Raw genomic sequence first — 12,323 nt, 5'->3', positions numbered from 1 at the left:
AACGAAAGAAGAGAGAAGACATGACACCCAAACTCGAAGGCAAGGTCGCCCTCATCACCGGCTCGGGCCGCGGCATCGGCCGTGCGATCGCGCTCAAGCTCGCGTCGGAAGGCGCCCGCATCGTCGTCAACGACCTCGATGCCGAACCGGCCGAAGAAACCGTGCAGGCCATCCGCGCCGCAGGCGGGCAGGCCGTGGCCTGCGTCGGCAGCGTGTCGGCACCGGACTTTGCAGAGCGCTTCGTCGGTACGGCGGTGAGCGAATTCAAGGGCCTGGACATCATCGTCAACAACGCCGGCTACACGTGGGACAGCGTGGTGCAGAAGATGACCGACGAGCAGTGGTACGCCATGATCGACGTGCACCTGACGGCGCCGTTTCGCATCCTGCGTGCCGCGCAGCCGGTGATCCGCGCGCTCGGCAAGGCAGAGACCGAAGCCGGCCGGCGCGTGGTGCGCAAGGTGGTCAACATCTCGTCGGTGGCCGGGCTCTTCGGCAATGCGGGCCAGGCCAACTACTCGACCGCGAAGGCCGGCATCGTCGGCATGACGCAGACGCTGGCCAAGGAGTGGGGCCGCATGAACGTCACGGTGAACTGCGTGGCCTTCGGCTTCATCCAGACGCGGCTCACGGCCAGCACGGCCGAGGCCACCACCGCGAACATCGAGGGGCGCGAGATCAAGGTCGGCGTCAACCCCGGGCTGCTGGCGATGATGGAACAGTCGATCCCGCTGGGCCGCGGCGGCACGCCCGAAGAAGCCGCCGGCGCGGTGTACCTGCTGTGCGCGCCCGAGTCGGACTACGTGAGCGGCCAGACGCTCATGTGCACCGGCGGGCTCACGGGGATCTGAGATGCAGTTCGAGGAAGGCATCGCCTGGGGCGTGCAGGACGGCATCGGCCGCATCGTGCTGAAGCGGCCCGAGCGCGCGAATTCGGTGTCGCTGGCGAGCAGCCATGCGCTGTCGCGCGCCATCGACGAGGTGATCGACGCAGCACCGCGCGCCATCCTGCTGACCGGCGAGGGGCGCGTGTTCTGCGCGGGCGGCGACATCGACAGCTTCGTGGCAGCGGGCGACAAGCTGCCCGAGCTGGTCGACGCCATCCTCGATCGGCTGCATCCCGCGCTTCTGCGGCTGGCGCAAAACCCGGCACCCTTGGTGGTGGCGGTGAACGGCACGGTCGGCGGTGCGGGCGTGGGGCTGGCGCTGTGCGGCGACTTCGTGCTCGCGGCCGAGTCGATGAAGCTGCGCACCGGCTACGCGGCCATCGGGCTGTCGCCGGACGCGGGGAGTTCGTATTTCCTGTCGCGTCGCATCGGGCCGGTGCGCGCGCAGCAGTGGCTGATGCTCAGCGACCCGATCGACAGTGCGCGCTGCCTGGCGGCGGGTGCGGTCGATGCGTTGTACCCGGACGCAGAACTAGCAGCCGCTGCGGAAGCATTGGTGACGCGGCTGGCAAACGGTGCGACCGCATCGTTCGCGGGCATCAAGGCACTGTGCGGTGGTGCGACGGCGCGCCCGATCGAAGAACACTTCGAGATGGAGCACCGCCTGCTGCGTGAGCGATCGGGCAGCGCGGATGCGCGCGAAGGCGTGGCGGCCTTCATCGCAAAGCGCGCGCCGCGCTTCGCAGGGCGCTGAGTCCGGAGTTACGGCTCAGCTCTTCTTCTTGAAGAGCTTCGTGAGGCCCCAGAGCGCGGCACCGCCCGCCACCACGGCGACCTTCGCGAACTTGGCCAGGAAGGCGAGGGCGATTGCGAAGAGGCCGAGCTTCTTTGCGGCTGCACCGGCCACCAGTGCGGCCAGGCCGTAGGCCGCGACCTTGTCGGTCGATGCGTTGAAGTCCGCGTACTTCTTGCCGTCGTCGTACTGCAGCGCGCCGAGCAGCTTGGTGGCGTCGGGCTTGTACTTCTCGAGGTCGTTCGCGTTGGTGATGAGGTTCAGGCTGACGTAGCCCTCGCGGCCCAGCGCATAGGTGTTGTAGTTGACGCCGGGGTTGCCGCCGTCGCTGCCCTTTTTCTTCGACAGCGCCGACCACACCAGCCGGTGCGTCGAGGCTTCGTACTGCGGCTTCTGCGCCCAGCCCGTGACCTCGATCGCCGGGATGCCGCGCTTGGCGCGTTCCTCGTTCGCGGCCTCGGTGCCTTCCTTCAGGCTGGTGAGCAGTTCGTCGGCGTTCCAGTCCTTGGCGTCGTCGTCCTTGATGTAGCCCTCTTTCACGAACTTCACGACCGCCATCCAGTCGCCGTCGTCGGCGGGGAAGATCGCGCCGATGAAGGTGTCGTCGGTGCGGTTGCCCATGCTGCGCATGAGCTGCGCGGCGGCGGGTGTCGGCACCCAGACGTAGCCGGCGGGCAGGTGCAGGTGGGCCTGGTCGCGCAGGGCGATGTCGGCGGGGCCGGCTTTTTGGACGGCCTTGGCGGCCTTGAAGGCGGCTTCCTGCTCGGCTTCGAGCGAGCTCGCGGCAGAGGTGGTGGAAGCGGTGGTGGGTGATGCGGCGTTGCTGAGATGGGTGGCCGTCAAGGCGCACGCGAACAGCAAGCCGGCCGTCAGGCGGGCAGTATGAATACGCAAGTTCTCTCTCCTCGGTTGTTGTCGTTTCTGGTGAGACGCGAGGAGTTTATCGGCGCGCGAAGCCGCGCTGGCAGCGGGTTTCAGGGCCAGGGCGTGGGCGGCGGAATCTCGCACACCGGCTCGACGTCGATGCTCTTGAAGTCGGCCGGCGAGACGATTTCCAGGTACTCCATGTCGGGCGAGTAGTCGAACAGAAAGTGGCGGATGCCGGGGCGCTGGTGCACCACGTCGCCGGCTTCGACGCGGGTTTCCTTATCTTCGTACATGAAGCGCGCCCAGCCCTTGAGCATGATCACGATCTGGAAGTCCGCCTCGTGGCGGTGCCAGCCGGTGCCCGTTTCGGGTGCCATGTTGGCCTTGACCAGGTGCGCGATCACCTTGCCGTGAGTGGCGGCCGCAATGCCGAGGTCGCGGTACAGGAAGAAGTCTCGCAACCCGCCCGAGACGTAGTCGGTGTCACCGGGCTTGACGTGAGAGAACTGGGTGGCGGTTCGGTCCAGCATGGGCGCTCCTTCGCGGGGGATGATGCTGCGATGCAGCATGCATAAACCGTTCCTGCGCGGGGCCCATTGCTTGACGGCCCGCAGGCCGCTCCAGATACTCAACCGCATGGTTCACTCAGATGCCCTGGACGCCGTGTTTGCGGCCCTGTCCGACCCGACGCGTCGCAGCGTGCTCGAAGCGCTGGGCGAGGGCAGCCTCAGCGTGACTGAACTGGCCGAACCGCACGGCATGTCGCTGACCGGCTTCATGAAGCACCTGCGCGTGCTCGAAGGCGCCGGCCTCATCTCGCGCACGAAGGCGGGCCGCGTCGTGCGCTGCGAGCTGTCGGCGGGCCCGATGCAGGAGGCTGCCGTGTGGCTCTCGCGCTATGAGAAGTTCTGGACCGGCCGCCTCGACGCACTGGCGCGCTTTCTCTATCACCAGGAGGACACCGAATGGCGAAACCTTCCCCCGGCCCCACCACCAGCTCCACCCCCGATCGCCCCTCGCTCACGCTCCGCCGGCACTTCCGCGTCAGCCCCGCCAAAGTCTGGCGCGCGTGGACCGACCCGCAAGCGCTGAAGCACTGGTTCGGCCCCGAGGAAATCGTCGACGTGCCGCTGGCCGAGGTCGACCTGCGCGTGGGCGGGCGCTTTCGCGTGACCATGGTGGCGGCCGACGGCGAGACGCACGACGTGAGCGGCACTTACCTGGAGGTCGTGCCCGAGCGCCGGCTGGTCTTCAGCTGGGCCTGGCGCAGCACGCCCGAGCGCGAGTCGCGCGTCACGGTGCAACTCGAGCCCGATGCAGGCGGTTGCGAGCTCGTGCTCATGCACCAGCAGTTCTTCGACGAAGCGGCGCGTGAGGGCCACACCCACGGCTGGACGGGCTCGCTCGTCAAGCTCGAGAGTTGGCTGGTCGGCGGCGACACCGGGTGACCGAAAAAACTACCGCCATTGCCGACGCGCTGGACGCGATCTACCGCACCGAGTCGCGCCGCATCTTCGCCACGCTCGTGCGCCTGCTCGGCGACTTCGACCGGGCCGAAGAAGCCCTGCACGACGCCTTTCGCGCTGCGCTCGAGCAATGGCCGCACGAAGGCGTGCCGGCCAACCCGCGCGCCTGGCTGGTGTCGGCGGGGCGCTTCAAGTCGATCGACGGCATCCGCCGGCAGGCGCGCTTCACCGCGTGGGACGAGGCCACCGCGCACACCGACACGCTGGCCGACCCCGCGCCCGCCTGGCACGAGGCCGACCCCGATGCCGACGCGCTCGAGGACGACCGCGTGCGCCTGGTCTTCACTTGCTGCCACCCCGCGCTCGCGCCCGACGCCCAGGTGGCGCTCACGCTGCGCGAGGTCTGCGGGCTGGCGACCGAGGAGATCGCGCGCGCCTTTCTCGTGCCTGCGCCGACCATCGCGCAGCGCATCGTGCGGGCCAAGGCGCGCATCCGCGACGCGGGCATTCCGTACCAGGTGCCGGGCCTGGCCGAGCTGCCCGAACGGCTCGATGCCGTTCTGCGCGTGGTGTACCTGGTGTTCAACGAAGGCTATGCGGCTTCGTCGGGCGAGCGCGTGACGCGCGCCGACCTCTCAGCCGAGGCGATCCGGCTCGGGCGGCTTGTGGCCGAGCTGCTGCCCGACCCCGAGGCGCTGGGCCTGCTCGCGCTGATGCTGTTGCACGACGCGCGCCGCACCGCGCGCACCTCGGCACAGGGCGAGCTCGTGCTGCTCGACGCGCAGGACCGCAGCCTGTGGCACCGCGGGCAGATCGGGGAGGGCGCGGCGCTGGTCGAGCGCGCGCTGCTGTCGCGCCGCTTCGGCCCGTACACCTTGCAGGCCGCCATTGCCGCGGTGCATGCCGAAGCACCCGAGGCCGCCGTCACCGACTGGCCGCAGATCGTCGGCCTGTACGACGTGCTGCTGCGGCTCGACCCTTCGCCCGTGGCAGAGCTCAACCGCGCGGCGGCCGTGGCGATGCGCGACGGGCCGACGGCAGGGCTGGCGCTGATCGACGCGTTGCTCGCGCGCGGCGAGCTGGCTCAGTACCACCTGGCGCACGGCGCGCGTGCCGAGCTGTGCCGACGCCTGGGCCGCACCGACGATGCGCGTGAGGCTTATCTGCAGGCGCTGTCGCTGGTCCGCCAGCAACCCGAGCGGCAGTTCCTGGAACGGCAACTGGCGTCGTTGCCGGGCGCGAAAAATTTTTGACGCCTCGTGTCGATTTCGGCCGTCGCCGTTCGACCAGTGGTGTCCTCACTCAAATCTGCAAGGAGATTCCGCATGAAATACCTCTGCCTCGTTCATTGCGACGAAGCGGTGCTTCGCGCACTGTCGCCCGACGAGCGCCGCGCGCTCAGCGCCGATTCGATGGCCTACGACCGCCTGCTCGAAGCCGCCGGCCATTTCATCGCCGCCGAAGCGCTGACCTCGGTGAGCGCCGCCAAGGTCGTGCAGGTGCGCCAGGGCCAGCGCTCGCACGTCGACGGCCCGTACGCCGAAGCGCGCGAGCAGCTGTGCGGCTTCATCCTGGTCGAGGCGCGCGACCTGAACGCCGCGATCCAGCTGGCGGGCCGCATTCCGATGGCGCGCTACGGCGCCATCGAAGTGCGTCCCATCGATGCCATGGAAATGATCGAAAACCCGAAGGGGAATGTTGCATGAGATACCTTTGCCTGATCTACGGAACCGACGCGCAGACGAGCCACTTCTCGGCGCAGGACATGGACCACTACATCAACGAACACATCGACTACGACGCCCATCTGCAGGCGCTCGGCAAGCTCGTCGTGGCCGAGGCTTTGCAGCCGGCCGGCACGGCGGTCACGGTGCGCATGCGCAACGACAAACTCTCGGTCACCGACGGGCCGTTCGCCGAAACCAGCGAGCAGCTGGGCGGCTTCTACCTCGTCAAGGCCGACAGCGAAGAAGAAGCGCTGCAACTCGCGGCCGGCATTCCCTCGGCGCGCTTCAGCAGCGTCGAGGTGCGCAAGGCTTTCTCTAGCAGCGACAGCGGCAACCAGGGGGCCGGCCCATGAGCGGCGCCACGAACCGGGCGACGCCCGCCCGCGCCACGGCGCGCGAATGGACCGGCCTCGCGGTCATCGCGCTGCCGTGCATGCTCTATTCGATGGACCTCACGGTGCTGAACCTGGCGATCCCGTCGATCAGCGAAGACCTCAAGCCCACGGCGTCGCAGCTGCTGTGGATCGTCGACATCTACGGCTTCTTCGTGGCCGGCCTGCTGGTCACCATGGGCACGCTGGGCGACCGCATCGGGCGGCGCCGGCTGCTGCTGATCGGCGCGGTGGCGTTCGGCGTGGCGTCGGTGCTCGCGGCCTTCTCGACCAGCGCCAACATGCTGATCGCCACGCGCGCGCTGCTGGGCGTGGCGGGGGCGACGCTGGCGCCGTCCACGCTCTCGCTGATCCGCAACATGTTCCTCGACCCGGCGCAGCGCACCGTGGCCATCGGCGTGTGGATCTCGAGCTACTCGGCCGGCGCGGTCATCGGCCCGGTGCTGGGCGGCGTGCTGCTGCAGTTCTTTCCGTGGGGCTCGGTGTTCCTCATCGGCGTGCCGGTGATGGTGCTGCTGCTGGCGCTCGGCCCGTGGCTCTTGCCCGAGTACCGCGACCCCGACGCGGGCGCGCTCGACCTGGTCAGCGTGGCGCTCTCGCTGGGCGCCGTGCTGGCCGCCATCTACGGCATCAAGCAGGTGGCCGAGCATGGCCCCGACGCGGTGTCGCTGCTGGCCATCGCGGTCGGTGCGCTGCTCGGCTGGCTGTTCGCGCGCCGGCAGGGGCGGCTTGCGAATCCGATGATCGACCTGCGCTTGTTCAGGCTGCCGGCTTTCAGCGTCTCGCTCGGGGCCTACATGCTGGCCTGCTTCGTGATGTTCGGGCTCTTTCTCTACAACGCCCAGTACCTGCAACTGGTGCTCGGCCTGTCGCCACTGGAGGCGGGCCTGTGGAGCATGCCGAGCGCCGGCGCCTTCATCGTCGGTTCGATGATCGTGCCCGCGCTCACGCGGCGCCTGTGCCCGGCCTATGTCATGGGCGGCGGGCTGGGTGTGGCGGCGCTGGGCTTCGGCATGCTGGTGCTGCTGCCCGCGCAGGGCGGGCTGGCCTGGATGGTGACGAGCGCGATCATCTCTTCGCTCGGCCTGGCACCGGTGTTCACGCTGGCCACCGACCTGGTCGTGGGCAGCGCGCCGCCCGAGCGCGCGGGCGTGGCCTCGGCGATCTCGGAGACGAGTTCCGAGTTCGGCGGCGCGCTGGGCATCGCGATTCTCGGCAGCGTCGGCGCAGCGATCTACCGCGCGGCCATGGCCGATGCCGTGCCGGCCGGCCTGGCCGGTGCGGCCGCGGTCGAAGCCGCCCGCAGCACGCTGGGCGGGGCGGTCGCGCTGGCCGGGGAACTGCCCGGTACCACCGGCGCCGCACTGCTCGACACCGGGCGCGAGGCGCTGCTGCGCGCCCTGCGGCTGGTGGCCGGCTTGTGCGCGGTGGTGCTGCTGTTCGTCGGCGTGCTGGTAGCGGTGCGCTTGCGCGGCGTGGGCGCGTCGCATGCACAGGAGGGCGCCGTACCCCCGGGCGGCGCCGCATTGCCGGAGCGTTGACGAGCCTCCATACTGGGGCTTCCACGACGCATCCCCACGACCGAACGGAGGCCCCATGAGCAACGAACTGCGCAAGAAGCTGCATGACCTGGCGGAACTGTCCGACAGCACCTCCGACCCGCAGACCAAGGCCATCGTCGAGGCGATCCGCCTGCAGACAGCGGTGCTGAACGAGCGGCTGTTCAGCATCGAGCTGCAGCTCGGGGTGCTGGCCAAGCGCATGGAAAACACCACCGACTGAGTCGGCTGCTGCTTTGTGGGGATAATCCCCCGCATGAGCGGCAACACCTTCGGAACTCTCTTCGCGGTCACCAATTTCGGCGAGTCGCACGGCCCGGCCATCGGCTGCGTGATCGACGGCTGCCCCCCGGGCATGGCCCTGAGCGAGGCCGACATCCAGGGCGACCTCGACCGTCGCCGCCCCGGCACCAGCCGCCACGTCACCCAGCGCAACGAGCCCGACGCGGTGCAGATCCTGTCCGGCGTGTACGAAGGCAAGACCACCGGCACGCCCATCGCGCTGCTGATCCAGAACACCGACCAGCGCAGCAAGGACTACGGGCAGATCGCCCAGCAGTTCCGCCCCGGCCACGCCGACTTCACCTACTGGAAGAAATACGGCATCCGCGATCCGCGCGGCGGCGGGCGTTCTTCGGCACGCCTCACCGCGCCCATGGTCGCGGCCGGTGCCGTCGCCAAGAAGTGGCTGGCCGAAAAATACGGGATGGTGTTCCGCGGCTGCATGACGCAGATCGGCGAGATCGCCATTCCCTTCGAGAGCTGGGACCACGTCCCGAACAACCCCTTCTTCGCCCCCATCGCCGACGTGGGCGCGCTGGAGGACTATATGGACCGCCTGCGCAAAGCCGGCGACTCGTGCGGCGCGCGCATCCGCGTCACCGCCACGAACGTGCCGGTGGGCCTGGGCGAGCCGCTGTTCGACAAGCTCGACGCCGAGATCGCCTACGCCATGATGGGCATCAATGCCGTGAAGGCCGTGGAAATCGGCGCCGGCTTCGACAGCATCACGCAGCGCGGCACCACTCACGGCGACTCGATCACGCCGACCGGTTTCCTCAGCAACAACGCCGGTGGCATTCTGGGTGGCATCAGCTCGGGGCAAGACCTCGAGGTGAGCATCGCGATCAAGCCCACCAGCTCGATCATCAGCCCTCGCCAGTCCATCGACGTGAACAACAACCCCGTCGAAGTCATCACCAAGGGCCGTCACGACCCTTGCGTCGGCATCCGCGCCACGCCCATTGCCGAAGCGATGCTCGCGCTGGTGGTGATGGAACACGTGCTGCGCAACCGCGCGCAGTGCGGCGACGTGAACCCGCCCGCAGAGAAGACCGAAGCTGCGTCGCCGCAGTCGTCCTTCCTGTAGTGTCGACGCCGCCACCTGTGGCCGCCGGACGCGGCCACCTGTTGGCATTTGCTGGCCTGTCGGCCAGCTATTTCGCGCACATCGGTTTCTTCAATCCGTATCTGCCGTTGTGGCTCAAGGACCTGGGCCTGCCGATCTTCACGATCAGCCTGCTGGCCTCGGTGCAATCGATCACGCGCGTCTTTGCGCCCTATGCCTGGGGCGCGCTCAGCGATCACACCGGCCAGCGCGTGAAGCTGTTGCGCTTCAGCGCCGCCGTGGCGCTGGCCAGTTCCTTCGGGCTGTGGTGGCACGGCGGCGCCTGGTGGCTTGCGCTCGTGCTGCTCGTGATGTTCACGCACACCAGCTCGATGATGTCGCTCACCGAAGCGGCCATGGCGCAGATCGTCGCGGGCGACTGGGGGCGCTACGGGCGCATCCGCCTGTGTGGCTCGGCCGGCTTTTTGGTCACCGTGTTCGTTGCGGGCGAATGGTTCGAGCGCTTCGGCATGAAGCACTTTCCGTACTGGGCCGCCGGCACGCTGGCCGTCGTGCTGATCGCCACGATGAAGCTGCCCGACGTGCGCGAGCCGCCCGCCGCGCACGACGCCGTGAAGGAACCCATCGGCCCCGTGCTGCGCATCCCCGCCGTGCGCTGGTTTTTCGCCTCGCTGTTCTTCCAGGTGATGTCGCACTTCTCGGTGTACGCGTTCTTCTCGCTGTACCTCGATTCGATCGGCTACGGCAAGAGCACCATCGGCCTCTTGTGGGCGCTGTCGGTGGTGGCCGAGATCGTCTGGTTCTTTTTGCAGGGCCGCCTCATCGGCCTGTTGCCGATGCCGCGCTGGATGCTGGTGTGCGGCATCGCCGGCGTGGCGCGGCTCGGGCTCACGGCCGGGTTGGGCGGTTTCATCGCGGCGCTGGTCGTCGCGCAATGGCTGCATGCACTGAGCTTCGCGGCGCACCACACGGCCTGCATCGCCGTGGTGTCGCGCCGTTTCCCCGGCCACTTGCGCGGGCGCGGACAGGCGCTGTTCACGGTGATCGGCTACGGCTTCGGCGGTGTGCTGGGCGTGCTGCTCGGCGGCGCGGTGGCGCAGGAGCTGGGCTACCGCGTCATGTTCGCGCTGGCGGCGGTGCTGGCGGTGGCGGGCACGCTGTGCGCGTGGCGGATGGTGGTGCTCGAACCGCCGGGGCGCGCCAGCAGAAGCTGAGCGCGCCGGCGGCCGGCGCGCCCAGCAGGTGCGGCGCGGGGTCTGCTACTTCTTCTTCGCGGCCTTCACGGGCTTGACGACAGCGGTCTTCGTCTTTTCCCCCTTGCCGCTCCCCGTTTCCTTCTCGAACATCGCAAAGTACTCCGAAGCCATCTTGCGCAGCGAGCGCCCGATGTTCGCGTAGTCGTACTCGTTGAGGTTGGCCAGCGACACGCGCCCCGAGGGGTGCTTGCCGCCGAAGCCGCGGCCCGGCAGCAGCACGATGCTGGTTTCGGAGGCGATGCGGAACAGCGCCTCGTTCGGCTGCAGCTTGGTCAGAATCCATTTGCCGAAGCGCTCGCCGTGCATCTGCGTGGCGATGTCCTGCAGGTCGAGCAGGTGGTAGTAGCTCACCGAGTTCGGGTCGGGCGGCAGCGGCAGGCCGAGCTCGCGGTACAGCGCTTCCTTGCGCCGCGAGACGATGTGCTTCATCGACTTCTTGTAGGTCTCGCCCTCGTCCATGAGGCAGAACAGCGAGAACATCACCATCTGCGCCTGCACCGGCGTCGAAAGGCCGGCCGTGTGGTTCAGTGCCACGGTGCGGCTGTCGGCCACCAGGCGGTCGATGAACTTCAGTTGGCGCGGCTCGGTGGTGATGGAGCTGTAGCGCGCGTCGAGTTCCCGGCGCTTGGCCTCGGGCAGGGCGGCGATCTTGCGGTCGAGGATGTTGTCCTCGTGCGTGGCGACCACGCCCATGCGCCAGCCGGTGGCGCCGAAGTACTTCGAGAACGAATACACCAGGATGGTGTTGTGCGGGCACATCGCGAACAGCGAAGTGAAGTTGTCGGCGAAGGTGCCGTACACGTCGTCCGTGAGGATGATGAGGTCGGGCCGCTGTTTCACGATGTCGGCGATGTAGCCCAGCACCTCGTCGCTGATCTTCACCGAGGGCGGGTTGCTCGGGTTGCACAGGAAGAAGGCCTTGACCTTCGGGTCGAGCAGCTTCTGCAGCTCCTTCTTGGTGAACTGCCAGTTGTTCTCGGCCGGCGCATCGATCAGCGCCTCGATGAGCTGGTAGTCGTTCAGGTGCGGGATCTCGATGTAGGGCGTGAAGATCGGCATGCCCAGCGCGATGGTGTCGCCGGGCGACAGCAAGTGGTTCTCGCGCAGGCTGTTGAACAGGTAGGTCATGGCGGCGGTGCCGCCTTCCACTGCGTACATGTCGAACCGGCCCACGAAGGGATGGGTGTTGATCATCTCCTTGTGGATGTACTGGCCCACGATGATCTCGGACAGGCGCAGCATGCGGTCGGGCACCGGGTAGTTGCAGCCCAGGATGGCCTCGCACATCTCGTAGATGAAGTCGCCGGCCGACAAGCCCAGCTGGTCGCGCACGTACGACACGGCGGCCTCGATGAAGCGCACGCCCGGCTCGCCCGCGTGCGACTTGGCGAAGATCTCGAAGCGCGACTCGATGCCCTCGCGCTGCGGAAAGCCGCCCACGTCGGCCATGTAGATGTACGAGCGCTCGGCCTCGGTCATGGCGAACAGGCCGAACTGGAAGAAGCCATGGCGCGGGGTGGTGGCCAAAAAGTTCGGGTTGCCGCGACCGGCGTTGAGCATGAGGCGGTCACTCTGTCGTGCGACCTGGATCAGCGCATCCTTCAGTTCGAACGGGCTCAGCCCACCCAGTTTTTTCACGTCGCCGAAATCCATGGAGTACTCCTTGGTTGAGAAAAAAGAAGAAAGGAAAAAAGGAAGCCGTGCTCAGACCAGCGCCACGATCAGCGGGCCGAGCAGCGTGAGGAACACGTTGGCCAGCGCGTAGGTGATGGCAAAGGGCACGGTGGGAATCGCGTTCTCGGCCTTGCCCAGCACTTCGCCGAAGGCCGGGTTGGCGCTGCGCGAGCCGCTCAGGGCACCGGCGAAGACGGCCGTGTTGTCGTAGCGCAGCACGTAGCGACCGAACAGCATCGTGAGGATCATCGGCACGAGCGTGACCACCACGCCGACGCCGAAGATGGTCAGGCCCAGTTCCTTGATGGTCTGCACGGCCTGCAGGCCCGACGACAAACCCACCACGACCACGAA

13 protein-coding genes and 2 pseudogenes are annotated in these 12,323 nt (G+C 68.0%); 11 read left to right on the top strand and 4 right to left on the bottom strand.

Annotation, left to right across the window (positions count from 1 at the left end):
• The first annotated feature begins 20 nt into the window (after positions 1–20).
• On the top strand, positions 21–851 hold the full coding sequence (locus AAG801_RS00075) for an SDR family NAD(P)-dependent oxidoreductase (RefSeq protein ID WP_099796383.1): 831 nt from the start codon (positions 21–23) through the stop codon (positions 849–851).
• A gap of 1 nt (position 852) precedes the next feature.
• Complete coding sequence (locus AAG801_RS00070) at positions 853–1,641, top strand: enoyl-CoA hydratase-related protein (RefSeq protein WP_341886593.1); 789 nt, start codon at positions 853–855, stop codon at positions 1,639–1,641.
• 15 nt (positions 1,642–1,656) lie between these two features.
• Here the strand turns inward: AAG801_RS00070 and AAG801_RS00065 are convergent, their stop codons facing one another.
• Both AAG801_RS00065 and AAG801_RS00060 read right to left on the bottom strand, forming a co-directional pair.
• Positions 1,657–2,574: a DUF2167 domain-containing protein gene (locus AAG801_RS00065; RefSeq protein ID WP_341886592.1), complete on the bottom strand. Its 918-nt coding sequence runs from the start codon at positions 2,572–2,574 to the stop codon at positions 1,657–1,659.
• Positions 2,575–2,654: 80 nt separating this feature from the next.
• Positions 2,655–3,077: a cupin domain-containing protein gene (locus tag AAG801_RS00060; protein WP_159277439.1), complete on the bottom strand. Its 423-nt coding sequence runs from the start codon at positions 3,075–3,077 to the stop codon at positions 2,655–2,657.
• On the opposite strand from AAG801_RS00060, the pseudogene AAG801_RS00055 reads away from it, so the two are divergent.
• The 9 genes and pseudogenes from AAG801_RS00055 to AAG801_RS00015 form a co-directional block, all read left to right on the top strand.
• Positions 3,076–3,411: pseudogene (locus AAG801_RS00055) on the top strand (metalloregulator ArsR/SmtB family transcription factor); the annotation flags it as partial. The gene AAG801_RS00060 and the pseudogene AAG801_RS00055 overlap by 2 nt on opposite strands.
• 101 nt (positions 3,412–3,512) lie before the next feature.
• A complete protein-coding gene (locus AAG801_RS00050) occupies positions 3,513–3,995 on the top strand; it encodes an SRPBCC domain-containing protein (protein ID WP_341886591.1) in 483 nt (160 codons plus the stop codon).
• Positions 3,992–5,266 (top strand): RNA polymerase sigma factor, encoded by a 1,275-nt coding sequence (locus tag AAG801_RS00045; RefSeq protein ID WP_341886590.1) that lies wholly within the window; start codon positions 3,992–3,994, stop codon positions 5,264–5,266. The genes AAG801_RS00050 and AAG801_RS00045 overlap by 4 nt, the downstream gene beginning before the upstream one ends.
• A gap of 72 nt (positions 5,267–5,338) precedes the next feature.
• Positions 5,339–5,719, top strand: a complete 381-nt coding sequence (locus AAG801_RS00040) for a YciI family protein (RefSeq protein ID WP_341886589.1) — start codon at positions 5,339–5,341, stop codon at positions 5,717–5,719.
• Entirely contained in the window at positions 5,716–6,093 is a 378-nt protein-coding gene (locus AAG801_RS00035; protein ID WP_341886588.1) for a YciI family protein, read from the top strand. Before AAG801_RS00040 ends, AAG801_RS00035 begins: the two co-directional genes overlap by 4 nt.
• Positions 6,090–7,673 (top strand): MFS transporter, encoded by a 1,584-nt coding sequence (locus AAG801_RS00030; RefSeq protein WP_341886587.1) that lies wholly within the window; start codon positions 6,090–6,092, stop codon positions 7,671–7,673. The genes AAG801_RS00035 and AAG801_RS00030 overlap by 4 nt, the downstream gene beginning before the upstream one ends.
• A gap of 55 nt (positions 7,674–7,728) precedes the next feature.
• Complete coding sequence (locus AAG801_RS00025) at positions 7,729–7,914, top strand: hypothetical protein (protein WP_056583411.1); 186 nt, start codon at positions 7,729–7,731, stop codon at positions 7,912–7,914.
• A 33-nt stretch (positions 7,915–7,947) separates the two neighbouring features.
• The gene (aroC, locus tag AAG801_RS00020) at positions 7,948–9,060 is read left to right on the top strand and encodes a chorismate synthase (protein ID WP_341886586.1); all 1,113 of its coding nucleotides are present in this window, start codon (positions 7,948–7,950) and stop codon (positions 9,058–9,060) included.
• Entirely contained in the window at positions 9,060–10,253 is a 1,194-nt protein-coding gene (locus tag AAG801_RS00015; protein WP_341886585.1) for an MFS transporter, read from the top strand. Before aroC ends, AAG801_RS00015 begins: the two co-directional genes overlap by 1 nt.
• A gap of 45 nt (positions 10,254–10,298) precedes the next feature.
• Here the strand turns inward: AAG801_RS00015 and AAG801_RS00010 are convergent, their stop codons facing one another.
• On the bottom strand, positions 10,299–11,948 hold the full coding sequence (locus AAG801_RS00010; protein WP_341886584.1) for a bifunctional aspartate transaminase/aspartate 4-decarboxylase: 1,650 nt from the start codon (positions 11,946–11,948) through the stop codon (positions 10,299–10,301).
• Between the two features lie 51 nt (positions 11,949–11,999).
• A pseudogene (locus AAG801_RS00005) lies at positions 12,000–12,323 on the bottom strand (aspartate-alanine antiporter); the annotation flags it as partial.

The sequence above is a fragment of the Variovorax sp. YR752 genome (assembly GCF_943372545.1).
Note: the sequence above shows the minus strand (reverse complement) of the source record. Positions and strands in the feature narration are given on the sequence as shown.

Excerpts from the sequence above, each read along its gene's own strand:
- AAG801_RS00075 (WP_099796383.1), top strand. The coding sequence starts at position 21 with ATGACACCCAAACTCGAAGGCAAGGTCGCCCTCATCACCGGCTCGGGC.
- AAG801_RS00070 (WP_341886593.1), top strand. The coding sequence starts at position 853 with ATGCAGTTCGAGGAAGGCATCGCCTGGGGCGTGCAGGACGGCATCGGC.
- AAG801_RS00060 (WP_159277439.1), bottom strand. The coding sequence starts at position 3,077 with ATGCTGGACCGAACCGCCACCCAGTTCTCTCACGTCAAGCCCGGTGAC.
- AAG801_RS00050 (WP_341886591.1), top strand. The coding sequence starts at position 3,513 with ATGGCGAAACCTTCCCCCGGCCCCACCACCAGCTCCACCCCCGATCGC.
- AAG801_RS00040 (WP_341886589.1), top strand. The coding sequence starts at position 5,339 with ATGAAATACCTCTGCCTCGTTCATTGCGACGAAGCGGTGCTTCGCGCA.
- AAG801_RS00035 (WP_341886588.1), top strand. The coding sequence starts at position 5,716 with ATGAGATACCTTTGCCTGATCTACGGAACCGACGCGCAGACGAGCCAC.
- AAG801_RS00030 (WP_341886587.1), top strand. The coding sequence starts at position 6,090 with ATGAGCGGCGCCACGAACCGGGCGACGCCCGCCCGCGCCACGGCGCGC.
- AAG801_RS00025 (WP_056583411.1), top strand. The coding sequence starts at position 7,729 with ATGAGCAACGAACTGCGCAAGAAGCTGCATGACCTGGCGGAACTGTCC.
- aroC (WP_341886586.1), top strand. The coding sequence starts at position 7,948 with ATGAGCGGCAACACCTTCGGAACTCTCTTCGCGGTCACCAATTTCGGC.
- AAG801_RS00010 (WP_341886584.1), bottom strand. The coding sequence starts at position 11,948 with ATGGATTTCGGCGACGTGAAAAAACTGGGTGGGCTGAGCCCGTTCGAA.